Here is a 26,462-nt window from a genome sequence, read left to right as displayed (position 1 = left end):
TTTATACACTGTAGACGATAAGTTTATAACGATGGAGTATTATTATAAATTCACTGAGATCAATTCAAAAATTCGCTATCATTTATAAAAAGAAGTCACAATAGTAACTTCTTGATAATTATCTAATATTCTTTATAAATAGAGAACCGAGGGGAAGACCATAAACTCGATTATATAATACTCGATAAAATTCTAACCAGTTAATCTCTGGTAGTAGATTAATGTTACTCATCATCTTAATGTGATAACCAAAGTTCTTTAGATTCATATCTGGATTCAAATTAAATCCATTTCTTTCATAAAACTGTACACGACGTTTTCGAGTAGTTGAGTCTTCTTCATTCTTCCCTGCTTCAGGTGCCTCAACCTCTAGTATTATCCCTTTATCCGTTAACTCATTTAGCAATTTTATAATTGTACTACCTAAACCTAAAGAACGATGTTCGGGTAAAATAGCAAGGTATAATACATGAAGCCACTTATAGGTTGGCACTGTTTGGTAAATTGCATAACCATAAACTTGTTGTCCATCTGTAAGATATACTGCGTTTAGAATGCCCTTTTTTAAGGCCGATCGAATGATAAATAATGGAAGTCTTTCGAAGGATTTAAAATCCTGATTTAGATAGTTGAATAGTTCATTAATTTCATAATTATTAACGGTTATTTTTTGCAAGATTAAATTTTCCTTCATTTTCTTCACTCTCCTTAAATATGAGAATAGTCATATGAGGTGAAATTTCTATGCTTATCATATTTTAATCTTTATGCTTTGAGATTTTACTTAACTTTTGAATCAACGATATTAAAGCAGGTAGTAAGATAGGCATTGCTATAAAGCTTAGTAGTACAAGTGCATTAATGTTAGTACACCAGAAGGAATAAGTGCTGCAAAAGTACCCCCTAGTTCAAGGCTGCAGATAATACAACTCCTCCTATGTGATGAGAAGCTTCCATTATTCTCTGCTGTGGAGTTCCTTCCAATTCGTTATACTGCATCATGATGAAAATGCTATAATCAACCCCTAAAGGAACAATCATGATAAAGCTGTAGAAAGGTACCATTCCAACTTAACATTTCAACATCTAAAAATTTTTATATAAGTAACTCGCTAATCCCATGGAAGCACAGTATCCAATACTATCTATATTATAGGAAGTTTGGTGTTAGTTTACTTGTTCTACATTAGACAATAGCATTTTCTTATTGTAAGTGTTATTTTTAAAAAATGATGTAACAACTGTAACGCCAAAACAATTATAATCTCGATTGATAGAACAAACAATACTCTTAACGTCGGACTAAACAAAAGAGGGGGAAATGTAATGTCGGAACAAACAGAATTACAACGCATGGATATTTTGCGCTTATCAAATGAAGAATCAAATAAGGTAACAAGAGAATGTATAGAGACCGCACTTATACAATTAATGAACCATAAGAAATTTAAAGATATCTCCATAACTGACATAGTTAACCGAGCTGGTGTATCTAGAACAGCTTATTATCGGAACTATTCTTCTAAGGAAGATATTTTAACTACTCATTTAGAAACTGTTGTAAAAACTATCACCACTGTGATGGAATCACACGGAACGGAAGATAACTTTAAATTTTGGCACACGCTGTTTAGCCAAGTGCGAATATATGCAGACATTTACCTAGTTCTACTAAAGGCAGATTTTGGGGGAGTAATACTTACTAGTATCAACAAAATAGTCAGAGAGAGGATTCCCGTTGATTTTATGACGAGAGAAAAGAAATACGATATATTATTTTGGTGTGGTGCAGTTTATAACATATTGACGGATTGGTTAACTTCAGATATGGAAGAAAGTGAAGAAGAGATGGCTGATATATGTTGTAAAGTAATAAAAGAGATAAATGAGCCATGGTGAGTTAACAAATTAAGGGCGACAGCAAGGCCCATTGTACCTGAAAGGATAAATGATCTGTTGATACTAACCAGACAATATTTATTTATATGTTAAAAATCAGTAAGTTTGTGAATATTTATACTTATACAAACGGGTAGCTTTAGTTGAACAAGTATATATATAGATTTATGGACTTCCAAAGTAATGGAAGTCCAATTTTATTTATACAATCAACGTTTAACTCTAAGAGTTCCTTTAACCTCAAAAAACAAATTTCATTTCTCTTATTCCACAGAAGTAAGCTTTTTCATCCACTTCTCCTGTTATTCACAATCAACTCTTAATTTTCAACCCTAGCATCGCGGCAAAGCCAAGCGCCTGATCCTGTGAGACCGTACAGCCCTTTAAATCCTCTAATGATACGGTTAATTGCTCAAACGTTGAGCTGCTTATATCGATTCCCTTTAAAGACGTTTCACCAAAATTCACTTCATTTAAGTCACAATGCTCAAAAAGCACCTTTGCAAGTCGACATTCGTAAAAGTCAGCTGCTCTGAGTGGGCTATGATCGAATTTGACCTGCTTCATACTTGCATAGCCAAGTGAGCTTAAGTTTAAATTACAGTTTTCAAACAAGACATTTTCCAGACTAGCTTCGGAAAAATTTGTTCCTAGTAATTTCGTGTTTTTAAATTCCACTCGATGGATAATCGCCCCGATTAAATCCGCATTTGATAAATCACAATCCTCAAAGACGACATCGAGTAATTCAAGGCGATGAAAGGACACATCACTAAACGTGACATTTTTAAAAACGATTTGTGACAGCTCCGCCCTTTCAATCCGCTCTCTTTCAATGACACAGTTTGAGATGAGACAATCTGTTAAGTACGGTTCTTCTCTCTCATGAATTTCCTGAAAGTTCATTTCTGTTAAATTTCCTGGAATTTTTGGCTGTTCTATTTTCCACTTTTTCGCCATGTTTTCACCTATATTCTTTTAGTACTTTCATTACGTCTTTTTAAGAATAACATGTTACGTGAAAATCATCATATACAAAAAGACTTCCTACGATTTAGGAAGCCTTCATCCCAACACGATCGATCTTCACTTTTGCGGAAACCTCTACTTTCAAATCCTTGTATATCTCCTTCCACTTATCAGTTGTTTTTATGTTTTCATCCCAATAGGTGGATAAATCTCCTCTGACATATTCGCCAAAACCAAATATGTCAGACCTTTTTTCCTGAGTTTCTTTAATGAGTGCGACATATTCCTTTTTAAATAGCTCCCCTGCGATTGTTTCGATTTTCCTTATCGTTTGATGATCATCCAATTTTATCTTATTTGTATTCTTTTCGCGAATAACTCCTGTAACCTCTACATTCACCTTGAAAACTGGCTTCCCATTTTTAAGCTTTGCCTCGTAATCTGCCTTTCGCTTCGTCGATTGGAACATGACCGATTTCTCTTCATCAAGTTTAACGATCGCAACAGATCCACCTGGATTTTTACCAGTCAGCCCATTAAAATAAGCAATTTGATATGGCTTCGTTTTACCTACCATTTTCGAATCACTAAAGTACGCTATCCCACTTATTTCGATATTTTCCTTTCCCTTAACTGTAATAAATGGTAGAAAGGCATCCTGGCCTTTGTTTGATAAGTCAACCCAAAATCCGCCTAAATCATCATCTGGAAATTTCCCCATTTTAACCGCTTCTTCAAAAACAGTTGATAAATAAATCGCTGGAATTCGTTCAAGCTTAGGAGCCGCCTTCATCGTCTTTGCTGCATCCTTTTCATTCACAGCCATCCATGCGGTTCGTCTTATTTCAGGTCTTCTGCGCAAATATTCATTAATATGCTCAACCCCTTTTTTCGCGACATCCTCAGAGAGAATAATCACCTGTAATTGGCCAAAGAAGACTTGAAATGCCAGCTGCTGCTGAAGAGCCTGCATCGCATCATCAATCGTATTGCCAATCCCTTCGACGATCCATACTTTATCCTGTGATGAGCTCCCACTGTCTCCTTGGGACGGACCTAGAGGAATTTGTCCTGGTACAGCAAGCTGTGCGGTTACTTTGACTTTTCCTAAATTCGAGGTTGGCATTTCTTCATGCTCAGGATGTGTAATGGCTGGAGACTCTTCATCCTCCTCAGCTAAATCAATCGCAAGTCCTAAAATTGTTGCCCGTTCTTCAATTTCCTTGCGATCCCAGCAGCCTGCTAAAAGGACGAAAACAGATAGAATGAGAAACCATTTGCTACTTTGTCGTATTGGACCTCTCATCAGCTCCTCCCTCCTTTCCTCTTACAATGGCTATCAATAAAAGAACAAGTGGGTAGCCTGTCGTTATCAATACACTCCAAACTCCAACATGACTCATGATTTGCGATAAATGAAGGGCATTTCTCGGATAAAAGGCAAGGGCATAGAGAAACGGAAGAGCGAGATACGATAGCACACGATGACTTCTTAATCCAAATAATTGACTAGCAAATTCTATACAAATCAAATAGCCTGATAACAAAGTCGTAAAGGCAGATATAATCCAAACCATAAGAAAAAGAATATCGAGTCTCTCTAAAATCGAGCTTGGTAGCTCTGACATTCTTGTTAACACAAGCATTGGCCACATCGATTTTTTTAATTCCTCTGCACCGAATACGGCTAAAGTAATCCCTGTCGCAAGAAAAAACATCATGGCTGCAACAAAGGCACCAGATAATGCGCCTTTCACAATTCGTTTCGTTTCAATCATATGTGGGGCAATGACAAAAATAATAAACAACGTAATCGGAATAAACGGCAGACCTGCTATCGAAATTCCTCCATCTACATAATCAGCAAGGGTTGTTTCATTCCCTAAAAAAGGCTTCAAATGGCGCCAATCAATATCTTTAAAGGCAATGATCACGATCGAAATAATAGGGATGACGATAAATGGCAGGTAATAGGTATGAAAATACGAAATTGTTGTAATGTTATTTCTAGTTGTGATCGCAATTAAGACAAGCATCGATAAAATCGTCACCGAGATTGGCGTCTCCTGCATTAAGGATGTACTTAATACCTCGCCAAACTCTCTTAACACAATCGATGTGGTAAAGAGAAAAAAACAAATCATCATAAATGTTGCAATTTTCCCTAATCGTTTTCCGATAATCGTTTGACTATAGGCTAGAAAGGATTCTTTCGGGAATCGCTTTGCTAAAGTGGAACAAATCCAGACGCTAGTGATAAAAAGTATGACGGCAAGGAATGTCACAAATAAGGCACCAGTACCAGCCTTCTCACTCGCAATCCGTGGCAAAGCAAGCAGGCTCACCCCTATTGAACTGTTAATCATAATAGCCGCTGCCTGGAAAACACTAATTCGTCTAGGCTCATTCATCATTTTTTCTTGTTCCCACCTTCGCTATTGACATGTTCATCTGCCAAAGGATTTGTTGGTCCAAGGTCATTTGGTCGAATTCTCCGTTTATTTACAGGATGTAATTCCTCTGGACGGTCCAATAGCCAATTTAACGGGGCACGAATAACCGTATCCTTCAGACCCTCGAAGTTAAGAGGTGCCATCGGACTAAAATACGGAACACCGAACGACTTTAATGACAACACATGATTATTGACTAATAATAGTCCTAGCACTAGCCCATAAAATCCTAATAATCCGGTCATAATCAAAAGCGGAAACCGCATCATCCGAAAGCCAATCGCCATATTGTAGGCAGGAGTGGCAAAGGAGCCGATTGTCGTTAACGCAATAACAACAACTGTAATGGGGCTTACAAATCCTGCCTCAACCGCAGCCTGCCCGATAACTAGAACCCCGACAATAGATAATGCTCCCCCTACCTGCTTAGGCATCCGAACCGTTGCCTCACGTAATATTTCCATTGCTGCTTCCATGAGAAATACCTCAACAACTGCTGGAAAAGGTACCCCTGCTCGTCCACTAGTAATCGCTACCGCAAATGCTGTCGGGATCAGCTCAGGATGGTAGGAAAGGATCGCCACATATAGTGAAGGCATAATAAGAGAAAATAATAAAGCAACAACACGAACGATTCGAACCGCACTAACCATAATGAACCGTTCATTATAATCCTCACTTGTTTGATAGAACTGAGCAAAGGTGGCAGGAACAATCAAAACAAATGGGGAGCCATCAACTAAAATACAAACTCGCCCTTCAAGTAAATTCCCAACCGTCACATCTGGTCGTTCTGTGCTCTTCACTTGAGGAAACGGTGAGCGTGGATTATCCTGAATAAACTGCTCAATATACCCAGCATCTAGAATCCGGTCAACGTTTATATTGTTTAGCCTCTCCTCAACATCTGCTACTAAAGCTTGATTGGCAACTCCATCAATGTAACAAATGACAACATTTGTCTGTGTCATCGTCCCAATTTTTAATGATTTCACCCTTAAATCAGGAATCGGAATACGTGCGCGAATAAGCGCTGTATTACTTTGTAAATTTTCAATAAATCCTTCTCTAGACCCGCGAATAACCTGTTCAGTGTCTGGCTGAGAAATACTCCGCTTATCTGTCTTATATGTATTAATTAAAAAGACATCGTTAAGCCCATTTAAAATTAATACTGTGTTCCCACGAATTAACCCTTCAACAACCTTCGTAAGCTCTGTTTCTGTTTTCACATCTGCATGAAATAATACTTTTTTCAATACATAGTCTTTTAATGGTTCGTTACCTTGTTGACATGCCTTCGACTCTGTAAGAGGCTTCATCACCTCTTTACTAATGGCATCCTTATCTGTAATGCTATTCAAATAAAGAACTGTTGCGGGAATATGTTCTAACGCAATCATTTCTCGTTTCACAAAATCATGATCCTCACCAAAGATATTCTCGATATTCTGGAGAGCATCTCCATCTTGTCCGTTCGTGCTCAAATGTTTCAAATCATCCATTACCTGACTTGAAGGCTTTGGAAGCTGAGAGGTAGTCTGCTTCTTCTTTTTGAATATTCCCTTAAAAAGAGCCATTACCTGTCTCCTCCTTATACCCTAATCGCCTTGAAGCTCATCGTCATCGTTCACTTAAAGCGAACTATGCTGTTAGTATGGCAGTTTCTCACATTACCATTCATAAAGATTTGCATAAAAAAAAGGATTCCCCTTAGGCATCCCTTGTTTATGATATTTGATTATCGTCTGCTACCTGCTGCTGACTCGCTCTATCTAATACACTTTCTAGCAATGCAAGGACATCATCGGAAATATCAAGCCCATCCCATTGAAGACCTCTTTTCAGGCAAACCTCTTTTAGTCTCATTTGCATAAACTCCGCTGTACTGCGTTCATTCGATAGCCCGAGGATATAGTCTACTGAGACACCGTATAACTTTGAAAGGCTTTTCAATTTTTCAAGTGGTGGCTGGCGGTAACGAGATTCATATGAAGCATAGCTAGACTTTTTTATTCCGATTTTTCGTCCAACCTCTTCCATTGTATAACCATGCTTTAATCTTAACTCCTTTAACCTGTTGGCATACATGTTTCTCACCTTCCTTTCACATCATTTGGATCGAGGAGTCATTATCACCAACAGCTCTCGCCTCCAAATTAAAGTTTACGTTTAGTATAGTCAGATGATACGTGACACAATCAAATTTGAAATTTTTTACAAAAAATAAAAAAACTGATGCCCACATGTACTGAACATCAGTCCTTCATCCTACCAGCTAGCTTTTTTCACTCCAGGTATCTGACCTTTATGGGCAAGCTCACGGAAGGCAATTCGCGACATGCCAAATTTTCGTAAATACCCTCTTGGTCTCCCTGTTAGTTCACAGCGATTGTGCAAGCGAGTTGGTGAGGAATCCCGCGGTAATTTTCTAAGTGCTTCATAATCCCCCTTTGCCTTTAACTCTTTTCGTAGGCTTGCATACTTTTCAACTAGTTCCTGACGCTGCTTAGCCTTTGCAACCTTTGATTTTTTTGCCATATTTTTTCTCCTTTCATTTCATCGTAATCATTACGATTTATATATTATTTCATTACAATAGCTTAGATTCACAACAGGCTCGGGCTCAAATAGTAATCATTACGTTTTATAACTTAACATGGTTTAAAGAAAAACACAAGAAAGATTGCTTAAAGCTGCTAAGGGCCCTTCTTCTTAAGACCCTTAGCACGTAGAACATACTATCACTTTCTATAAAAACACCGCATCCCCAACATTGACATAAATCGCTTCACCCGTTATCGCATCAATCACCCTCACATGTCCAACCGTTTTTGGAAAGGCTGGAACATAGCTTAACGAATAAATCGTATTGTCCTGTTCATCAGATTCACGGATAAACGTAAGCTCCATTTCTAAATCACGCTGATAGATTTCCTTTGCTTCCTCATAAGAAATGACTGGCTTACTTGGCAGTGTTAAATATGCTAAGGTCTCTGGCAAGGCTAAGTCAACATTCGTTATTTTCCCTGAGTATTTCCCAACCTCAATCATTGTTACATTTTGATCAACGCGGATTCCCTCATGGAACAAATGGAAATAGAAGGTGTAGGTTGATTCAAACTCAATATCCTCCTCTTCCTCTGCATAACAATCCTCATCGTCATACTCTTCCGGATCTTCATCATCGTCTAAATCAATCAAATCTTCTTCTTCAAGCTCATCATCATCGATTGGATCTGGCTCCTCTAAAGCCTCAAGCTTAAATCGTTTATTTGCATCAGGAAATAGGGAAAACATCAAATCGACAGCACGTTGCTTGGCATCGTCCATGCTAAGCTCCTCTCCAGGATGTTCAAACGCTTCTCCACTCACTACCCGTTGAAGCATGCCTGTTTCTTCATCAAAGCACAGCTTTATGACATGGTAATCTGGTCCATCCATGTCAAACGTAAAAGATTGTACACTTTCAAGGGTCGACCAGATTTCCGTCCGTTTCCCTGCTTCATGATGGACATCTACTAGCTTATGGGCAGAAGTCAAACCAATTAACTGGTAGATGCTTTTTGTTGGGCTTGGCTGCTCAGCAATAGTAGCTACGTTATGCTCTTCTTTTATGCTTACCGGCTCTTTTCCATCTGCAGGGATATCCATGAGATGCTCGATGACAGAATAAGTCAGATGATAGGCATCATCGCCATTTTTATACGATTCCTCGTCAAGCTTTTGAATGGCTAATTCGAAGTCTAATGATTCTACATATCGTTTCTTTGCCTCTTCCTTTGAAATGACAACATCAGCGTTATTGATGACATAGTCCTCATCTGATAATGAGAAATTCACGACAAGCCCTGAAGTCGTCACGGTAACCGAAAAACCAGTGTTAGGTAAAAACAGTCCATACTTCTCTTCTCGTTTTTCATAGATGATGATGTACGACTTGTCAAAGTCTAGTATTGCTGAAAGCTCATATTCTTTCTTTTTTTCGTAATGGAAGGCATCAATAAATTTCTCGGCTACCTGTGCAGCTTGGTCCTTTGCTAGATGACCAGATGCTTCCTCAGCATATACAATGAAGCTAATGAGCTCCCCATTTTCATTGATTGAATAACACCCGATCTCTTCATCTGTCACTTCATCAAATAGGTCAAACATATTCTCCTCATATTGTGAAGGCGTTTCATATGCCTTTGTTGGTAAAAATAATTGTAATGTTTTTAAAATTGCTTCCATACACATCTCCTTACAATTCCGTTTTTTAACAGGTTAATGTCTAGTATACGAGATGACTATGGAAAAATAAAAGGTCAATCCTATGACAATTCACAGATTGACCTTATGTATCTATTAATATAGGTAGCTGAAAAATCATTGTACACATTAAGCCTTCATCTCTACCACTCGGTGACAAATCCTTTGAATCAAGCTTTTCTCATGGCTAACAACGAGGATCCCCATTTTTCTTTCCCTGGCAATATTTTGCAGAACATGCCAGATTTGCGCTTGGGTGATCGCATCAAGCATTGCGGTCATTTCATCTGCGATTAAATACCGAGTCCCCGGTGCCAATGCTCTTGCGACACAAAATCGTTGAAGCTCTCCTCCTGATAGTTCATTCGGGCGGCGAGTTAACCATTCCTGCTGGATTCCTAGCAAATCAAGCAGCTCCCTATCTGGCGTCCATCCTTCCGTTACAATTCTTTTCATCGTCCAACGCGGATTAACTGCCTTTTCTGGATGCTGAAAAACTAATTGAACCGGGTTGTAGCCACTTCTTCGTAAAGGCTGATCGTCAATAAAAATTTTACCCTCGACTGCCTGCTCATACCCCGCAATAATTTTACAAAACGTCGTTTTCCCACAGCCACTTGGCCCCGTAAGACCAACGATTTCCCCTGGATGGATGACGAGATTCATTTCTTGGAATAGCCATGGTCCTGATGGATATCGAAAGCTGATGTTCGTTGCATTAAGTTGCATGAAAGCACCTCACCATCCCATTTCGTACTGCTCGATTTGTTGGTTGCTCGTGCCTACATTTTGAAGTCGCAATTGTACAGCGTGGCGCAAACAAACAGCCAGGTGGAAGCTCACTCGGATGTGGCTGAGCACCTGGAATCGGAATAAACTCATTTTGCGGCAACGCCCTCCATAACGCTTTACTATAAGGGTGGCGGAGCATTTCACCTTTGCCTGTAAAATCAACAGCAGGGGCGACCTCAACCGTTGTTCCTGCATAAAATACCGCGATTTTGTCAGCTATTTTTAAGGCTGCTTCAATATCATGGGTAATAAGCAAAATAGCAGATCCATTGTCAGCAAGCTCACGAAGATTTGTTAAAGCCTCTTCGATGACAGCCGAATCAAGTCCTGGTGTAGGCTCATCGGCAATGATAAGCTCTGCCTCACTTACAACAGCGGTCGCCAAAAGGGCTCGACGCGCCATTCCTCCTGAAAGCTGAAACGGATAGAGCTTTTCTGTTTTCACAGGTAGACGATAGCGTTCAAACACCTTTTTCTGTAAAAACGCTGCCTTATGATGTTTCGCTGACTGCCGAACTTGTTTTCCGATTTTCATCAGTGGGTCCAAAAAATGAACTGATTGCGGAACGAGAGACATTTCCTTCCCACGCAACATTCCCTGTCGTTTTGCAGTCAACGGTTCGCCTTTATACGTCATCGTGCCACTGACATTTGCATGAATTGGGAGAATTCCTAATAGCGCATGTGCTAGCAGGCTTTTTCCAGATCCGCTCGCCCCAACAACGGCAACAATTTCTCCAGCCTCAATGGAGACATTCAAGTTCGAGATCACCTGATGGTTCACCTGTTTAAATCGAGACGTATATCGCTTAAAGGAAATTGATAGATTTTCTACTTCAACAATAGCCATGTGTTCACTCCTTCCCTTCTAATCTAGCGATCCATTCGGTTCTATGAAGCTACGAAGCTTTGCTCCAATTCGATCAAAAATCCGCACGATGAATAGCAAGCAAAGCCCTGGGAAAAATGCCAGCCACCAAGCACCTGATGATAAATATTTCATCGATTCGGAAAGGATAATCCCGATTGCCGGCTCATGTGGTGAAATGCCAAAGCCTAAAAATGTCACAGCTGCCTCATGTAAAATCGCATGGGGAAATAGGAGAATAAACCCGATTAAAATTTGTGGGGCAATATTTGGCAGTACATGATGTAGAATAATCCACGCTTTTTTCTTCCCCATTTGCTTCGATATGTGCACATAATCTGAAGAACGAATTTGCATCGCCTCTGCTCTTATCACCCGCGCCAAGCTTGGCCAATGGGTAACTGCGATACCAATGGCGATGCCGTGAAATCCCCCGCCAATTGTAAAGGCAATCAGAATGAGGGTAACAAGATGGGGAACACTGAGAAAAACATCGATTAGCCATGAGATCAGTCTATCTACCCATTTCCCTAGCATTGCTGCACATACTCCGAGCAATGTCGCAATCGCTGTGCTTCCTGCTGCACCAATCACCCCAACTCCGATACTTATGAAAAGCCCCTTCAACGTTCTCGCAAACATATCTCTCCCTAACCAATCTGTCCCAAATAGGTGGTCAAATGATGGTGGGGCATTCCTTACAGTAAGATCGGTTGTAATCGTCTTTTCATCTAGGAAAAAGCCTGTCACAAAAATGGTAACTAAAATGACGACTCCTAGCAGCATTGACACAGTTGCCCTCTGTCTTCCATTTATCGCTAGACTTTTAGATATATATCCTCTTAAAATCTGATTCATAGCTGCCTCACCTCACGCATTCTCGGATCTAATAGAAAGTAAATCAAATCAGCTAGTAAATTTCCGATAAATACGAATAATGAGCTAAAAATAACAAGGCCTAGCAATAACGGAACATCGCCATTTAAGCCAGATTCGACCATCGCTTGCCCAAGGCCTGGGTAGGAAAAGATTTGCTCCGCTAAAATGGCTCCACCAAACAATTCACTAAACGCAGCTAATTGAAGAGTGATCGCAGGGAGAGCGATGTTTCGCAGGCCATGCCGCCAAAACAGGAAAAACCCTCTCTCCCCTCTTGCTCTTGCAAAGACGATATATTCACTTGAGAGAACATCAATTAATTTCTCACGAGTATGTAAAGCGACATTTGCGACACCTACAATGCTTAGCGTTAAAGCAGGGAGGAAAAGATGCTGTAATCGTTCAAGGAAGGTCACATCCTCTGCAAGAACGCCAACAGGTACTCCAAGTCCAATCGGAAACCAGCCTAATATGACGGCAAATAGGATAAGGAGCAACAGGCCAAGCCAAAATGTCGGGGTTGAGGCAAGTGTATAGCAGTATCCAGTAATGAGCCGGTCGATCCAGCGATCCTTTTTCATTGCCGAAACGACTCCCATTGAAAAGCCAATTAGTCCTGATAAAAGCCAAGCTGTCAGCATGAGGATGAAGGAATGGAAAAACCGATCCGCAATAATTTGTGAAACAGGCTGGCGGTAAATCATCGATGTCCCAAGGTCACCAGCTATTAATGCTGAAAGCCATTGATAAAATTGGACGAGAATCGGCTGATCAAGTCCCCAGTACGCAGCAATTGACTCTCGCTGTTCAGGTCCAACCTTTAGCATATCAGCCCCGATATAGGCTTGAATCGGGTCAATTGGTGAATTTTTCACTAGCAGAAATGAGATGAAGCAAACGGCAAGCAATAACGTCACCATTCTGATGATTTTAGCGAAAACAAACAAGCCGAGCCTTTTCCCAACGTTTTTTTGCATGATCATTCCGACCATTTCCATTCAACAAGATTATCGGTAATTGGCCAGCCATGCTCATGTGGCTCGATCTTTTGTTCACCAATATCAAGCTTTTCATCGACTAAATATAAATGATCGATATTGACTAACCAAGCAAATGGTGCATCACCTTTCGTACTTAAACCTGTTTTTCCGTCCCATTGTGCTTTTTTCCATAGCTCGATTGCCTCCTCCTCACTTTGTGCATGAAGGGCTTCATCCATGTAACGGTCGACGGTGACATTTTTGTAAAAGCCTGTATTAAAGTAATCCTTTCCAGCGTTATTGCTGCTGTAAATATTGTATAATTCATGTGGGTCATGGCTTCCCCACCCCATTAACACGGCATTTGCATACATTTCCTTCTCAATCATTTCCCAGCTTTTCCCCTCAATGTTTATCTTGATGCCAATTTCCTTCATCATGTCTGCAACAACAAGGGATAGAGACTGTCTAATGACATCATCTGCCGGATACAATAAGGTGAATTCAGCCTTAACTCCGTCCTTTTCGACAATTCCATCACCATTTTGATCCGTCCAGCCTGCATCGTGTAAAAGCTTTTTCGCGTTTTCAACATCTCCATCCTTAAAGGCTGTTTCCGGATTCCACCATGGCAAGCCATCAACCGCTGAGAACGCAGGTGAGCCGTATCCCTCCAATACGCCATTAATTAATTCCTCTCGATTTGTAGCAAGGTTGATCGCCTTACGAATTGCTGGATCAGCCGTTACATCGTTGCCTATCGGTAACCCGTCCTCAGTAACCGCACCTGATTTTACAGTTGGAAAGGCAATCCCTCTGTTATCAACCGTTTCGATTGCTTCAAGACGCAACCCTGATACCTCTTTTTTACTAAAGGCAGCTGGTATCGAAGCGACATCAACTTCACCAGTTTGTGCTGCGGCAAAGGCTGCATCCTCATTTAAAAATAAGAATGTTACCTTTTGAAAATATGGCTTTTTATCATAATAATTAGGATTCGCTTCAACGATAAGCTGCTGTCCTTTATCCCATTGCACAAAGCGATAAGGACCAGAGCCAACTGGATGCTCGGCATAATCCTCTCCATACGCATGCTTCGGGACAACCCCTGTTGCAATTAACGAATTGACAAAGGTAGACTGTGCTTGCTTCAACGTAAATCTAACTGTCGTTGGATTAACAGCCTCAACACTCTGCAACATTTGAAAATCTAACACAGAGCCATTTGTTGCAGCTGTTTCAAAGGTAAATTTCACATCCTCTGCTGTTAATGGCTTCCCATCGGAAAAGGTGACATCCTCTCTCAACGTAACAGTCCACACCTTTCCGTCGTCACTGACGGTATAGCCAGTGGCAAGGTCATTCACAATGTTCAACTTGGCATCTCTTTTTAACAATGTGCTTTGAAAGAGCGGTGAACCGTAACGTCCCCAGCCAGTCGTCGGATCAAAGCCATTTTCAGGCTCACTGCCAACAGCAAGAACGAGCTCATCTGTTTTCGCTTCACCGCTTTTTTCTGCAGATTGCATCGTTTCCGTCTTCCCACAGCCTGCTAGCACCACGAAAAAAACGAGAGCCGTACATATCAAGAAACAAAGCTTTCGATTTATCATTTCCTCTTCCCTCCTTTTTCGTTCTATTTCAAGACTTAAATTTGTTCGACTGGCGCAAGGGTAAACTTTCCGTAATCGACACCCTTTAAGCTCGTAAGCTGATTGCTTAGCAGCTCGATGTCATCTGCTTTTCCCTTTACAACGATAATCTCTAAACAGCTTGCATGGTCTAAATGAAAATGCATTGTCGCAAGAATGAGATGATGCATGTGATGCTGGATCGCCGTCATTTCCTCAAGCAAATGCCGTTGATGATGGTTATAAAACAAGAGGAGGCTTCCTGCGACAAGCTGTTCATCATCCTCCCATGATTGCTGAAGCAGCGCATCGCGAACTAAGTCACGGACTGCCTCTGAACGATTTTCATAGCCTCGCTTTTTCACTAAATGGTCAAATTTCCTAAGCAGGCTGCCCTCCATGGAAACGCCAAATCTCTTTAACATTGAATCTTCCATCTTAACCACCACTATGAATTTATTCGTAACACATTTTTAACCATTCGTAGCACGATATGGCAGCATGAATGGCTAGACGTGCCTGTAAGCTATCCCTTTCGCCACTCTAGCGCTTCTCCTTGCTTCAGTTCCTTCATTATGAAACTCTCACACTCTGAAAATATCCTTTCAATCATCGGGGTGCTGTTTGCTAAAACTCTTAACGACATTCCCTTTATACTTAATGAGCTAATCCCGATTCGGCTTTCCTTTGCATAGCTTGCTAGCTTTGTTCTGAGCTTATCAATAAAGCCTTCTGTCACGCCTGGATGAATAAAAAACAATGTCCCGATATGTGTATAGCCTTCAAGGTACATAAGCTTTTCCAGCTGTCCATTTGGCTGTAATAGCAAATGATCATAAGCTTGAAGTGTGCCGTCAACGAAGATTTTCATTTTCGAAGTCGCCTTTTTATAGGTAAACAGCTCTCCATCATCAGACCAGCCTGGCGTAATCATGTCGGTATAATAAAATACAGCCGATGAGCTCACATGCACATTTGTTTGCTGGGTAAAATTCGCATCCTTATAGAGAATAAGTGAATCCTGTTTCACATACAGCTCACTGTTCGGCTCTAAAACAAAATCCATCGTTTGCTTCACACCATAGTTCGGTGATTTATAAACCTTTGTAGATGCCTGTGTCGTAAGCGCTAGCCTAGAGGAATCGGAAACAACAACCTCTGTTTTATATGAATCACCATCAACATAGCCACCTCCGACATGAATCAGTGTTAGCAATGGCAGATCATCGCGCAAATACGTTGGTCTCGTGATTTTTAGAACTCCATCAAAAAAGCTATTCGTCACGACGGAGCGGTTTCTTTTTTTCCCGATTTTCACTTGAAGAAAGCCTGTATATGTCATGTGTCTAATCCGACCAGGAATGCCTCTCTCCGAATCCATTCAACAATGTCAGCGACACCTGTTCCATCCTTTAAATTTGAGAAAATAAATGGCTTATCTCCTCGCGTTATAAGCGTATCCTCTCGCATCACCTCAAGATTTGCCCCAACATATGGAGCAAGATCAATTTTATTAATGATGAACAAATCAGACTTAATCATCCCTTGGCCACCCTTTCTCGGGATCTTCTCCCCTTGGGCAACATCGATAATATAAATCGAGAAGTCGACTAATTCTGGAGAGAACGTTGCAGCCAGGTTATCCCCACCGCTTTCCACAAAAATTAAATCAAGATTAGGGTGTCTGTCATTTAATTCCTCAATCGCAGCAAAATTCATTGAGGCATCCTCACGAATCGCCGTATGCGGACAGCCACCAGTTTCTACTCCGATAATTCGGTCCTCTGGCAATGCCCCATTACGAATGAGAAATTGTGCATCCTCCTTCGTATAAATATCATTTGTAATAACCGCAAGCTCTAAATCTTTCATAAGCTCCCGGGTTAATTTATCAACAAGCAATGTTTTTCCTGCGCCAACAGGTCCACCAATTCCAATTCTAATAGGCTCTCCCATTTCATCTCATCCTTTCGAATTTTTATGACATAAATAACCGCACGGAAAGCTGTTCATGAATCATTTGTGCAATTTCTAAGCCTGGAGCAGCTGCACCAAATTCGTCTTCACTAGTCACAATGATTGTAGAAACGAGCTCCTGCAAAAATGGTTGAAGCTCACGTAATATTTTTTGTCCATCCGTTTGTCCAAGTGGAATTCCTCGTACCCCGTTTTGAATAAGCGATGTTGCTGTTGTAAACAGGTACGTGGATAACGTTGTCGGCAAATCGATTTTCAATGCTTCACACACAATCGCAAAAACAATTGAGCTATGTCCGTGCAACACCTTCGCTTTTAGCTTTGCTTCATACGTTTGCAGCAGGTTAATACTATAAAGCTCATTCATGACCTTTGTTAGCTGCCGGCCAATTCGTTTATTGCCTTCCCGTGTTTCCTTCGCATTTGTTAGCGCAAAGAGCTCCTCATCGATGCGCCAAATGGCTTTAAGGTCTTTCTCTTGAATCGCCTCATATGCTAGCCTGCAAGCGAGTCCGTCAGTATAAACACACTGAGTGGATAAGTATTGCTTCATCGCAAATAAAAACGTTTCCTTATTGGTGATTTTCTCCTCCTGAATATACGTTTCCAGCCCGAATGAATGGGAAAAAGCACCTGAAGGGAAATTCGAATCACAAATTTGCAGTAGATGAAACAGCTTATTCGTCATGTGAATGGCCAATATGCTTAAACGCTTCCTTCATTTTCCGCTTCTCCCTTACAAACGGAACAGCAAGCTCGTTCAGCAATCTTTCCACTAAATAGTCATACTGAACAATCATTTCATTCTCTTCAAATTGTGCTGGCAAATGGCGATTTCCAAGCTGGTGAGCGATTTCCCCCATTTGCTGCACCGATGTCGGCTGAATGACAAGAACATCATCCTCGATAACGCTTATGACAATCGAATTTTTTTCATCCTGATATAAAATATCGCCATCCTTTAATTCCTTCCCTGCTTTAAGACGAATCCCAAGCTCTTTGCCATGGTCTGTTTTAACACGTTGAATTTTTTTCACCAAATCATCACTTCGTAAATAGACTCGCTCAACATGGTGTGGTGCCTTCTCAAGCTCTTTTACATTGCCAATTACCTTTTCAATAATCATTTCCTCACCTCAAAATAAAAAGTATCGTTGTGCTAATGAAACCTTTTCATCTGGCTCACAGGTGATTAATTCACCGTTCACCTTCACCTCATAGGTTTGTGGATCGACTTCAATTTCAGGCGTTTCTCCGTTTAACTTCATGTCTTTTTTCGTTAGCTTACGAATATTTTTGACGACTGCGATTTTCTTCTGAAGCCCGAGCTTTTCATGAACACCTTTCGCAAAAGCAGCTTGTGAAAGAAATGTATACGATGTCGCATATTTTGCTTTCCCGAAGCTAGCAAACATCGGTCGGTACATGCTCGGCTGTGGTGTTGGGATCGATGCATTCGGATCGCCCATCACACTCCAGGCAATCATTCCGCCTTTCACGATAAGTTCTGGCTTTGCGCCAAAAAAGGCAGGATTCCAAAGGACAAAATCAGCAAATTTACCAACCTCGATGGAACCAACATAGTCAGAGATACCGTGAGCAATCGCTGGGTTGATCGTATATTTTGCGATATAACGTTTTACACGAAAATTATCATTCTCTTCACCCTTGATAAGCTCTCCCCGCTGCCGCTTCATTTTATCTGCCGTTTGCCACGTCCGAGAAATCACCTCACCAACTCTTCCCATCGCCTGCGAATCAGAGGAAATGATGCTAAACACCCCAAGGTCATGAAGAATATCCTCAGCAGCAATGGTTTCCTTGCGAATTCGTGAATCAGCAAACGCTAAATCCTCTGGAACAGACGGATCCAAATGGTGACAAACCATTAGCATATCTAAATGCTCTGCAATCGTATTGACGGTAAAGGGTCTTGTCGGATTTGTTGACGATGGCAGGATGTTCGGATATGAGGCAGCTTTAATAATATCTGGTGCATGGCCCCCGCCAGCTCCTTCGGTATGATACGTATGGATCACCCTTCCATCAATGGCTCGAAGTGTATCCTCGACAAATCCACCTTCATTGAGCGTATCGGTATGAATAGCAATTTGAACATCATATTTGTCAGCTACGGTTAACGCTGTATCGATATTCGCTGATGTTGTCCCCCAATCCTCATGAAGCTTCAAGCCAACCGCACCTGCTTCAATTTGCTCAATAAGCGCCGCTTCACTCGAGGAATTCCCCTTACCGAGAAAGCCTAAATTCATTGGAAACCCCTCTGCCGCCTTGAGCATTTGGCTAATATTCCACTCACCAGGCGTACACGTTGTTGCATTCGTCCCAGTTGCGGGGCCAGTCCCCCCACCTAGCATTGTTGTTATGCCAGATTCAATCGCGACTTGAATTTGCTGTGGGCTAATGAAATGAATATGTGTATCAATCCCACCAGCTGTTAAAAGATTCCCTTCACCAGCAATCACCTCCGTTGAGGCACCAATGACAATGTCAACATCATCCATTAACAGCGGATTTCCCGCCTTGCCAATGCCGACGATGATGCCGTCCTTTACACCAATATCTGCTTTGTAAATCCCTGTATAATCAACAATTAAAGCATTTGTTACAACTAAATCGACGGTATCAGTTCGCGTTGCTAGCGGATGCTGGCCCATTCCATCACGAATGACCTTGCCACCGCCAAACTTTACCTCATCACCATATGTTGTATAGTCCTTTTCGACTTCGATAAACAGCTCGGTATCAGCAAGTCGAACCTGGTCGCCTGTCGTCGGCCCGAACATATCCGCATATTGCTTACGTGACATTTGAAAACTCATGATTCCTCACCCTTCTCAAGCGATCCATTCGTCATATTGTTTAAACCATAAACCTTCCTTTCACCAGAAAAGGAAATAAGCTGAACTTCCTTGCTATCACCTGGCTCAAAGCGGACCGCTGTACCAGAAGGAATATTCAATCTTTTCCCAAATGCCTTTTCACGGTCAAAGGCAAGAAAGCTATTCACCTCATAAAAGTGAAAATGTGAACCAATCTGCACAGGGCGGTCTCCCTTATTAACCACCTCTAACGAAATTGCCGTTTTCCCTTCATTACACGTAATGGCCTCACTTTTCAGCCTGTACTCACCTGGTATCATCCTTCACCCTCTTTTCCTTTATCATCCTGTTAAACAATCGGATCGTGAACAGTCACGAGCTTCGTTCCATCAGGGAATGTCGCCTCAACCTGAATATCATGAATCATCTCAGGCACCCCCTCCATCACATCCTCACTCGATAAAATCGTCCGTCCATACTGCATCAGCTCAGACACTGACTTTCCATCACGAGCGCCCTCCATCACCTCGTATGTAATAATGGCGATCGCTTCTGGGTAATTTAACTTCAAGCCACGCGCTTGTCGTCTTCGTGCTAAATCGGCGGCGACGACGATCATAAGCTTTTCGTGTTCTCGTGCTGTTAGTTTCATGCTTTCACCTCCTTGGGGACAGTCCCCCATTGCTTTAAACCATTGAGGGACAGTCCCCCACTCCTTTAAACTGCTAAACTGGGGACAGTCCCCCACCACTTTAAACCGCTAAATAACGATGCAACTCATCCTCATTCAGCTCATCACACTTCCCATTCAGCACCATATGCCCCTTATCAAGGATGTACACCTCATCTGCACACGATAAAACAGCGTCTAAATTGTGCTCGATTAATAAAATCGACATCCCCTTTTCTCGTGATATTTTCACGAGGACGTCCTGAATGAGCTGAACAATTGATGGCTGGATTCCTTCCATCGGCTCATCAAGCAAGAGGAGCTTTGGGTTGGAAATAATCGCGCGGGCAATCGCAAGCTGCTGCTGCTGTCCACCACTTAAATCTCCACCCTTTCGATCAATCATCTCTTCCAGGACAGGAAACCACTCAAAGATTTCCTTCGGGATTTCAGATGATCGCTTCGACTTTGGAAGAGCCTCCATCCCAAGAAGTAGATTTTCCTTAATCGTTAAATCGGAAAAAATCTCCCTTCCTTGTGGGACATAGGCCATCCCCGCTCTCACTCGGTGCTCCGGCCGTTCCTTCTTCCATTCAGCCGTCCCAAACGTAATCGTCCCTTTGTCAATTGGCAAAAGCCCCATAATTACCTTGACGAGTGTTGTTTTCCCTACCCCATTCCGTCCGAGAAGCCCAACAATTTTCCCTTCAGGAATCTCCATTTGAACCTTTCGGAGGATCATCGTTTCATCATAGCCAGCCTGAAGCTCTTGTATATGAAGCATCCTATCCCTTCCTTCCTAAATACACATTCCTTACCTCTTCGTTTTCCTGAATGTCATCCATTGATCCTTTGCAAAGCACCTTGCCCTCATGCATGACAACAACCTTCGTTGAGAAATTTCGAACAAAATCCATATCATGCTCAACAATAAGCACCGAGCATTCTTTAGCAATTTCCTCAATTAATTGCCCTGTCTTTGTTCGTTCCTCACCAGACATCCCCGCAATCGGCTCATCCAAAAGCAATAGCTTCGGTTCCTGAATTAACTGCATGCCAATCTCTAACCATTGCTTTTGACCATGTGACAGAGAAGAAGCAGGCACATTTCGGACATCATACAGCCCGATTCTCTCTAACAAATCCTCGATCTTCTGTTTTTGTGCTGACCCCATTTTCGCAAACAACACGGAAAACAAGCTTTTGTTTTGTTTCATCGCAATTTCTAAATTTTCAAACGGAGTTAAATGCAAAAAGATACTTGGTGCTTGGAATTTCCTCGCTACCCCATGATGAACAATTTTTTGCTCAGAAAGCTTTGTCAGCGTAACATCGCCAGCAAACTTCACTTCCCCATTCGTCGATTTTGTTTTCCCACAAATGACATCAAGCAGCGTCGTCTTCCCAGCACCATTTGGCCCGATTAAAAATAAAATTTCATGATGATGAACATCTAAATTGACCCCTTGGAGTGCCTTAAAGCCGGAGAAATCAACCATGACATCACGACACGACAGTATCGGCTGCATTTTTCTCCACCTCCTTCTCCTTTTTAAAGAGACCGAGCTTCAGCTTATCAACTAAGCCTGCTAAGCCATTCGGTAAATATAAAACAACAATGATGAAAAGCGCCCCTAAAATAAACGTCCAAAAATCAGGATATGATTCACTTAAGAAGCTTTTCGCACTATTCGTTAAAATCGCGCCAATCGCAGCACCTAAAATCGAATATCTGCCACCAATAGCCGCCCAAAGCACCATCTCAACAGAAGGAATAATCCCCATCATCTCAGGTGTAATCATCCCAACCTGGAGAACGAAAAGCGCACCAGCAATCCCAGCAAATGCTGCCGAAAGCCCGTAAATAAACACCTTATACGTAGCTGGATTGTACCCAAGGAAGCGAAGACGATTTTCCCCATCCCGAATCGCAATAAGCACTCTCCCGAACCGAGTCTTCGTTAAAACAAGCGAAATCACCATAATCACCGCCAAGATAATAACCGTTAAATAATATAAGAAGCTTTTCGTCTGCGGATCCGCTAACGGTACTTGAAAAACAGTAAAAAAATTCGTTAACCCACTCGTACCCCCAGTAATATGCTGCATTCCGATAAACAACGTAACAGCAACAACGACAACCGCCTGCGAGATAATCGAAAAGAACACACCTTTAATCCGATTTTTAAAGGTAAAATACCCGATGATACAAGCGATAATGAAAGGAACAAGTACCGCAGCAGCAATTGCGACAAACGGATTTTTGAATATCGTCCAAATAAATGGCACCTCGGTAATTCCGTTCCATTCCATAAAATCTGGAATCCCACTCGGCGAAGCCTCTAATTTCAAATACATCGCCATACAATAGGCACCTAAGCCAAAATAAACACCATGACCCAAGCTTAAAATGCCTGTGTACCCCCAAATCAGACATATTCCCACGGCAATAATCGCATAGCATAAAAACTTCGCTAATAACCCGACGCGAAATTCAGAAAGAAAAAGCGGGGCAACTAATAGCAATAAAATAAATACACCATAATAAGCACCTTGGTTATACTTCTTTAACATGACTTCACCTCCATTAATCAAGCGCTCGTACTTTCGCACCTACAAGTCCAGTAGGCTTCCATTGTAGGAAAAGAATAATAAATGCAAACACAACAACCTTCGCAATCGTTGCACTTGTCGAAAGCTCAACAAATGTACTTAAAATTCCTAGTAGCAATGCTGCAAAAATCGTTCCCTTCAACTTGCCAACTCCACCTAATACAACGATCATAAAGGCATCCACTATATACGAGGTTCCAAGTGTTGGACCAATTGAGCCGAGCAATGTTAACGAGCAGCCGGCAATCCCAGCAACTCCACTCCCTAACGCAAACGCGAGACTATCCACTCTTCTTGTGGAAACACCTAAGCAAGACGCCATATCACGATTCAACGTAACAGCCTTCATCCGTCTGCCTGATGATGTCTTATAAAGATAGATAAAGAGAAAGACTAAGCTAATGACAACTAAGCCAATGATGAAGAGGCGCTTATAAGGGAACGTTACCCCTGCTAATGTAAGCCCGCCATTTAACCATTCAGGTGCAATCACCGCAACATTCGGTGCACCAAAGATGCTTCGTGCTGCCTGCTGTAAAATCAAGCTAACTCCCCATGTAGCGAGTAAGCTATCAAGTGGTCGTTCATACAAAAACCTAACAATGCTTTTTTCAATTAATAAGCCAATAAGTGCAGCTACAATAAAAGCGAGAGGAATGGCGAGAATAAAATAATAACCAAACGCCGATTGCGGAAGATATTGAATGAATGCCTGCTGAAGAACATACGTGGTATAAGCGCCAATCATAATAAACTCTCCGTGCGCCATGTTAATAATATTCATTTGTCCAAACGTAATCGCAAGTCCTAACGCAATCAACAACAGGATCGAACCAAGGCTCACCCCATTAAATAGCTGGGTCACAATAATTGACATTGTACTCCCTCCTTCTGTTGGTATTGAAAAAGAAATCAGTACCCGCTCGCTCTCATTCTTGCAATCTACTAAAATGAAGAACGAACGGAGTACTCACATTATTTCTGCCCTAATCCAGACGCCCAATCATAAGATTTTAAATATGGGTCTGGCTTAATCGGCTCACCTGAATTCCACACCTCTTTAAATTGTCCATCTGCTTGAACCTGACCAATCCGGACTGTTTTATAAAGATGCTGTGTTTCTCCGTCAATTTTGACAAGACCACCTGGTGCTTGGAACTCAATGCCATCTGCCGCTTCCTTGACCTTATCTACTTCAACTGAGCCTGCCTTCTCAACTGCTGCAGCCCATAAATACACAGCATTGTACGCAGCCTCAATCGGGTCACCTGTCACACGGTCATCGCCATATTTCTTTTTGTAGTTTTCAACAAACTTTTGATTTTCTGGCGTATCTGTTGTTTGGTAATAGTTCCATGCTGCATAATGCCCTTCAAGAACATCTGCACCAATTCCGCGAATTTCCTCCTCAGCAACACTTACTGATAACACAGGAATATCCTCTGGTGTAATCCCTGCATCACTTAATTGCTTGAAGAAGGCAACATTGCTATCGCCGTTTAATGTATTAAAAATCACGCTCGGTTTCGCTGATTTTATTTTGTTAATTATCGTGTTGTAATCGGTATGCCCCATTGCTGTATATTCCTCAGCAACGACCTTTCCGCCCTTTGCCTTAACTTGTGCGTTAATAATTTGGTTCGCCGTTCTTGGGAACACATAATCAGAGCCAACTAAGAAGAAATCCTTCCCAACGTTTTCTAGCAACCAATCAACCGCAGGGACAATTTGTTGGTTTGTTGTCGCTCCGGTATAGAAGATATTCGGGGAGTCTTCCATCCCTTCATACTGTACTGGATACCAAAGCAAGCCATTGTTTTGTTCGAAAACTGGCAGCATCGCTTTTCTGCTTGCTGACGTCCAGCCACCAAAAACAGTTGCGACCTTATCCTGTTGAAGAAGCTTCGTCGCCTTCTCAGCAAATGTCGGCCAATCCGATGCCCCATCCTCAACAACTGGCTCAATTTGCTTACCAAGCACCCCACCAGCCGCATTAATCTCTTCAATCGCCATTAATTCTGCATCACGTAAGGAAACCTCACTTATCGCCATCGTGCCACTTAATGAATGAAGAATCCCAACCTTAATCGTATCTCCACTAGACTCAGACCCACTAGAGCTCGATCCTGAAGACGACTCCTGCCCAGGCTCACTCGTTTTCGATGAACAAGCCGCAAGCATAAGCACCATCATGAAAAGAACTAAAAAACCTTTTTTCATCTCAGTACACCCCTCTTTTTTCTTTTGGTTTAGCGTTAGTTTCTGATAACTTCAATAGTTGTCACATTTTCTATCATATTATGTAAAGATTTCTAACACTAAAATCATAATATACTGAAAATTAACTATTTTCAATTGGTTTTTTGATATTTCTTTACTACAAAATAGACAGAAACCGTTACCAACCTAGTATTACCAACAATAAATAATGTTATAATTTCTTACACCGAAAAGTGTTCTCTTTCACTTTTGCATTTAGTGCATCAAAAAAGGCGCTATCCCTCTCCTGACTTGAGCGAATAAGGAATAACACCTTTTTTATTTAGTGTGAAAACATATAAAATTAACGAATTGATACCATAGATAAATGAATCAAGGGAAAAGAAACGATGAAATGGACATGATACTCGATTCCATCCATACGAAAAAATCAATGTATACGATCCAGTTGTTCGGTCAAACTACTAGGTGGAAATCCACTATAGAAAGGAAGCAACAAAAATAATGAAGGAAATAATCGAGTCCGCAATCAAAAACGTAGAAAAGGCTTACGAAAACCCCGAGTCCGCTGACTTAACCGACACAATTAAACAGCTTCAGGAAGCTAAGGAGCAATACGGTGATAAAGGAACAATGATTGAAAATGTGATTACTGCGTTAATTCAAGCACAGCATTCGATTGCACATATGGATACTGCGAAGGATTTTGCACCGTCATCAGCGTTTGGGCAGGCGCATAATGCTTTGGAGCAGGCGATGGAGTCTTTTGTTAATGTGGATAATGATCCGGTTTGACTTTTGTGTGTTATTTTCTTTTAAAAATTAACTATAGAAATTATTACCATCAAATTTCTCTATCTTCATGTACAAAGTATGTTTCAATTCTGTTAAATATAAAAAAGGCATTCTAGTCGTGGTGGTTATATCAATAAAAGTGTGTATGTATTAAACAGGTGAATTGTTTCACCTGCTTCTTTTTTAAAAAAACCATTTTCACTTTCCCCATGATAAATTACTTTTTTCTTATATAGGTACTATCTTTCAAATAAAATCTCATTTCTTTTTAGATTAACAAATTCTAAGATTCCCCTAACGAACTTAGAAAATTCCACATCATCGTTGATTTGATGACTTGCTTTTAGAATTTCAAAGTATGCAAAAGATTCAAGGTACTCTTTATTCAGTACTTCTAACCAATATCTTTCTGCTTTAATACCATGTTTTAGGTCATCTTCAAGTTGGCTGTATATTTGTTCTAATATACATGACTTTGCTATTTCTAATTCCACCATAATAAATATCACCCTTTGTAATAATATAACAAGTGAAGTAATTAAAGGGTTCTATTTTAGAGACATCCTGATTGAGTTCTAATAATGAACATTTAAGTATTACTTTTATTAACAATTTATAAACC

At 41.1% G+C, this 26,462-nt stretch carries 29 protein-coding genes and 1 pseudogene; 2 read left to right on the top strand and 28 right to left on the bottom strand.

The annotated features are described in order from the left end of the window. Positions 1 to 118: 118 nt before the first annotated feature. Entirely contained in the window at positions 119 to 694 is a 576-nt protein-coding gene (locus HU235_RS09150) for a GNAT family N-acetyltransferase (RefSeq protein WP_174880017.1), read from the bottom strand. Positions 695 to 758: 64 nt separating this feature from the next. Next, positions 759 to 1,140, bottom strand: a pseudogene (locus HU235_RS09145) (MMPL family transporter); the annotation flags it as partial. Between the two features lie 186 nt (positions 1,141 to 1,326). Between HU235_RS09145 and HU235_RS09140 the strand changes: the two are divergent. Beyond that, positions 1,327 to 1,899, top strand: coding sequence for a TetR/AcrR family transcriptional regulator (locus tag HU235_RS09140; protein WP_174880016.1), 573 nt, complete (start codon positions 1,327 to 1,329; stop codon positions 1,897 to 1,899). Between the two features lie 312 nt (positions 1,900 to 2,211). Here the strand turns inward: HU235_RS09140 and HU235_RS09135 are convergent, their stop codons facing one another. From HU235_RS09135 to urtA, 25 genes are all read right to left on the bottom strand, one after another. Beyond that, entirely contained in the window at positions 2,212 to 2,859 is a 648-nt protein-coding gene (locus HU235_RS09135; RefSeq protein WP_174880015.1) for a pentapeptide repeat-containing protein, read from the bottom strand. A gap of 94 nt (positions 2,860 to 2,953) precedes the next feature. Continuing rightward, positions 2,954 to 4,174 carry a Ger(x)C family spore germination protein gene (locus HU235_RS09130; RefSeq protein ID WP_174880014.1) on the bottom strand — a complete coding sequence of 407 codons (1,221 nt, stop codon included), beginning with the start codon at positions 4,172 to 4,174 and terminating at the stop codon, positions 2,954 to 2,956. Continuing rightward, positions 4,149 to 5,282, bottom strand: coding sequence for a GerAB/ArcD/ProY family transporter (locus HU235_RS09125; protein WP_174880013.1), 1,134 nt, complete (start codon positions 5,280 to 5,282; stop codon positions 4,149 to 4,151). Before HU235_RS09125 ends, HU235_RS09130 begins: the two co-directional genes overlap by 26 nt. After that, positions 5,279 to 6,901: a spore germination protein gene (locus tag HU235_RS09120; protein ID WP_174880012.1), complete on the bottom strand. Its 1,623-nt coding sequence runs from the start codon at positions 6,899 to 6,901 to the stop codon at positions 5,279 to 5,281. Before HU235_RS09120 ends, HU235_RS09125 begins: the two co-directional genes overlap by 4 nt. A gap of 148 nt (positions 6,902 to 7,049) precedes the next feature. Then, on the bottom strand, positions 7,050 to 7,412 hold the full coding sequence (locus HU235_RS09115) for a helix-turn-helix domain-containing protein (RefSeq protein ID WP_174880011.1): 363 nt from the start codon (positions 7,410 to 7,412) through the stop codon (positions 7,050 to 7,052). Between the two features lie 180 nt (positions 7,413 to 7,592). Then, a complete protein-coding gene (gene rpsN / locus HU235_RS09110; protein ID WP_174880010.1) occupies positions 7,593 to 7,862 on the bottom strand; it encodes a 30S ribosomal protein S14 in 270 nt (89 codons plus the stop codon). 210 nt (positions 7,863 to 8,072) lie between these two features. Continuing rightward, the gene (locus HU235_RS09105) at positions 8,073 to 9,554 is read right to left on the bottom strand and encodes a YcdB/YcdC domain-containing protein (protein ID WP_174880009.1); all 1,482 of its coding nucleotides are present in this window, start codon (positions 9,552 to 9,554) and stop codon (positions 8,073 to 8,075) included. 147 nt (positions 9,555 to 9,701) lie between these two features. Then, positions 9,702 to 10,301, bottom strand: coding sequence for an ABC transporter ATP-binding protein (locus tag HU235_RS09100; RefSeq protein ID WP_174880008.1), 600 nt, complete (start codon positions 10,299 to 10,301; stop codon positions 9,702 to 9,704). Beyond that, positions 10,291 to 11,214 carry an ABC transporter ATP-binding protein gene (locus tag HU235_RS09095; protein WP_174880007.1) on the bottom strand — a complete coding sequence of 308 codons (924 nt, stop codon included), beginning with the start codon at positions 11,212 to 11,214 and terminating at the stop codon, positions 10,291 to 10,293. The genes HU235_RS09100 and HU235_RS09095 overlap by 11 nt, the downstream gene beginning before the upstream one ends. Positions 11,215 to 11,232: 18 nt before the next feature. Beyond that, positions 11,233 to 12,090, bottom strand: coding sequence for an ABC transporter permease (locus HU235_RS09090; protein WP_174880006.1), 858 nt, complete (start codon positions 12,088 to 12,090; stop codon positions 11,233 to 11,235). Next, positions 12,087 to 13,088, bottom strand: coding sequence for an ABC transporter permease (locus HU235_RS09085; RefSeq protein WP_233452178.1), 1,002 nt, complete (start codon positions 13,086 to 13,088; stop codon positions 12,087 to 12,089). The genes HU235_RS09090 and HU235_RS09085 overlap by 4 nt, the downstream gene beginning before the upstream one ends. Before the next feature lie 2 nt (positions 13,089 to 13,090). After that, positions 13,091 to 14,704: an ABC transporter substrate-binding protein gene (locus HU235_RS09080; protein WP_174880005.1), complete on the bottom strand. Its 1,614-nt coding sequence runs from the start codon at positions 14,702 to 14,704 to the stop codon at positions 13,091 to 13,093. Positions 14,705 to 14,739: 35 nt separating this feature from the next. Further along, positions 14,740 to 15,159 carry a nickel-responsive transcriptional regulator NikR gene (nikR, locus tag HU235_RS09075; protein WP_095301438.1) on the bottom strand — a complete coding sequence of 140 codons (420 nt, stop codon included), beginning with the start codon at positions 15,157 to 15,159 and terminating at the stop codon, positions 14,740 to 14,742. A gap of 89 nt (positions 15,160 to 15,248) precedes the next feature. After that, positions 15,249 to 16,064, bottom strand: a complete 816-nt coding sequence (locus HU235_RS09070) for an urease accessory protein UreD (protein ID WP_174880004.1) — start codon at positions 16,062 to 16,064, stop codon at positions 15,249 to 15,251. Beyond that, the gene (ureG, locus tag HU235_RS09065) at positions 16,061 to 16,678 is read right to left on the bottom strand and encodes an urease accessory protein UreG (RefSeq protein ID WP_174880003.1); all 618 of its coding nucleotides are present in this window, start codon (positions 16,676 to 16,678) and stop codon (positions 16,061 to 16,063) included. Before ureG ends, HU235_RS09070 begins: the two co-directional genes overlap by 4 nt. Positions 16,679 to 16,700: 22 nt before the next feature. Next, positions 16,701 to 17,399 carry an urease accessory protein UreF gene (locus HU235_RS09060; protein ID WP_307190554.1) on the bottom strand — a complete coding sequence of 233 codons (699 nt, stop codon included), beginning with the start codon at positions 17,397 to 17,399 and terminating at the stop codon, positions 16,701 to 16,703. After that, positions 17,377 to 17,826 carry an urease accessory protein UreE gene (gene ureE / locus HU235_RS09055; protein WP_174880002.1) on the bottom strand — a complete coding sequence of 150 codons (450 nt, stop codon included), beginning with the start codon at positions 17,824 to 17,826 and terminating at the stop codon, positions 17,377 to 17,379. Before ureE ends, HU235_RS09060 begins: the two co-directional genes overlap by 23 nt. 9 nt (positions 17,827 to 17,835) lie before the next feature. Next, on the bottom strand, positions 17,836 to 19,542 hold the full coding sequence (gene ureC, locus HU235_RS09050) for an urease subunit alpha (protein WP_174880001.1): 1,707 nt from the start codon (positions 19,540 to 19,542) through the stop codon (positions 17,836 to 17,838). Continuing rightward, complete coding sequence (locus HU235_RS09045) at positions 19,539 to 19,862, bottom strand: urease subunit beta (RefSeq protein WP_174880000.1); 324 nt, start codon at positions 19,860 to 19,862, stop codon at positions 19,539 to 19,541. The genes ureC and HU235_RS09045 overlap by 4 nt, the downstream gene beginning before the upstream one ends. Positions 19,863 to 19,891: 29 nt before the next feature. Next, the gene (locus HU235_RS09040) at positions 19,892 to 20,194 is read right to left on the bottom strand and encodes an urease subunit gamma (RefSeq protein ID WP_174880018.1); all 303 of its coding nucleotides are present in this window, start codon (positions 20,192 to 20,194) and stop codon (positions 19,892 to 19,894) included. Between the two features lie 100 nt (positions 20,195 to 20,294). After that, the gene (urtE, locus tag HU235_RS09035; RefSeq protein ID WP_174879999.1) at positions 20,295 to 20,996 is read right to left on the bottom strand and encodes an urea ABC transporter ATP-binding subunit UrtE; all 702 of its coding nucleotides are present in this window, start codon (positions 20,994 to 20,996) and stop codon (positions 20,295 to 20,297) included. A 1-nt stretch (position 20,997) separates the two neighbouring features. Beyond that, positions 20,998 to 21,741 carry an urea ABC transporter ATP-binding protein UrtD gene (urtD, locus tag HU235_RS09030; RefSeq protein WP_174879998.1) on the bottom strand — a complete coding sequence of 248 codons (744 nt, stop codon included), beginning with the start codon at positions 21,739 to 21,741 and terminating at the stop codon, positions 20,998 to 21,000. After that, on the bottom strand, positions 21,716 to 22,786 hold the full coding sequence (gene urtC, locus HU235_RS09025; RefSeq protein WP_174879997.1) for an urea ABC transporter permease subunit UrtC: 1,071 nt from the start codon (positions 22,784 to 22,786) through the stop codon (positions 21,716 to 21,718). The genes urtD and urtC overlap by 26 nt, the downstream gene beginning before the upstream one ends. Positions 22,787 to 22,799: 13 nt before the next feature. After that, complete coding sequence (gene urtB, locus HU235_RS09020; RefSeq protein WP_145582256.1) at positions 22,800 to 23,702, bottom strand: urea ABC transporter permease subunit UrtB; 903 nt, start codon at positions 23,700 to 23,702, stop codon at positions 22,800 to 22,802. Between the two features lie 98 nt (positions 23,703 to 23,800). Continuing rightward, positions 23,801 to 25,045, bottom strand: a complete 1,245-nt coding sequence (gene urtA / locus HU235_RS09015) for an urea ABC transporter substrate-binding protein (protein ID WP_174879996.1) — start codon at positions 25,043 to 25,045, stop codon at positions 23,801 to 23,803. Positions 25,046 to 25,549: 504 nt separating this feature from the next. On the opposite strand from urtA, the gene HU235_RS09010 reads away from it, so the two are divergent. Continuing rightward, the gene (locus HU235_RS09010) at positions 25,550 to 25,840 is read left to right on the top strand and encodes a hypothetical protein (RefSeq protein ID WP_174879995.1); all 291 of its coding nucleotides are present in this window, start codon (positions 25,550 to 25,552) and stop codon (positions 25,838 to 25,840) included. Positions 25,841 to 26,079: 239 nt separating this feature from the next. Here HU235_RS09010 and HU235_RS09005 read toward each other — a convergent pair whose 3' ends face one another. Further along, positions 26,080 to 26,337 carry a hypothetical protein gene (locus HU235_RS09005; RefSeq protein ID WP_174879994.1) on the bottom strand — a complete coding sequence of 86 codons (258 nt, stop codon included), beginning with the start codon at positions 26,335 to 26,337 and terminating at the stop codon, positions 26,080 to 26,082. Between the last annotated feature and the right edge of the window lie 125 nt (positions 26,338 to 26,462).

Source organism: Metabacillus niabensis, assembly GCF_902829255.1.
In the GTDB taxonomy this organism is placed as follows: domain Bacteria; phylum Bacillota; class Bacilli; order Bacillales; family Bacillaceae; genus Metabacillus; species Metabacillus niabensis.
Note: the sequence above shows the minus strand (reverse complement) of the source record. Positions and strands in the feature narration are given on the sequence as shown.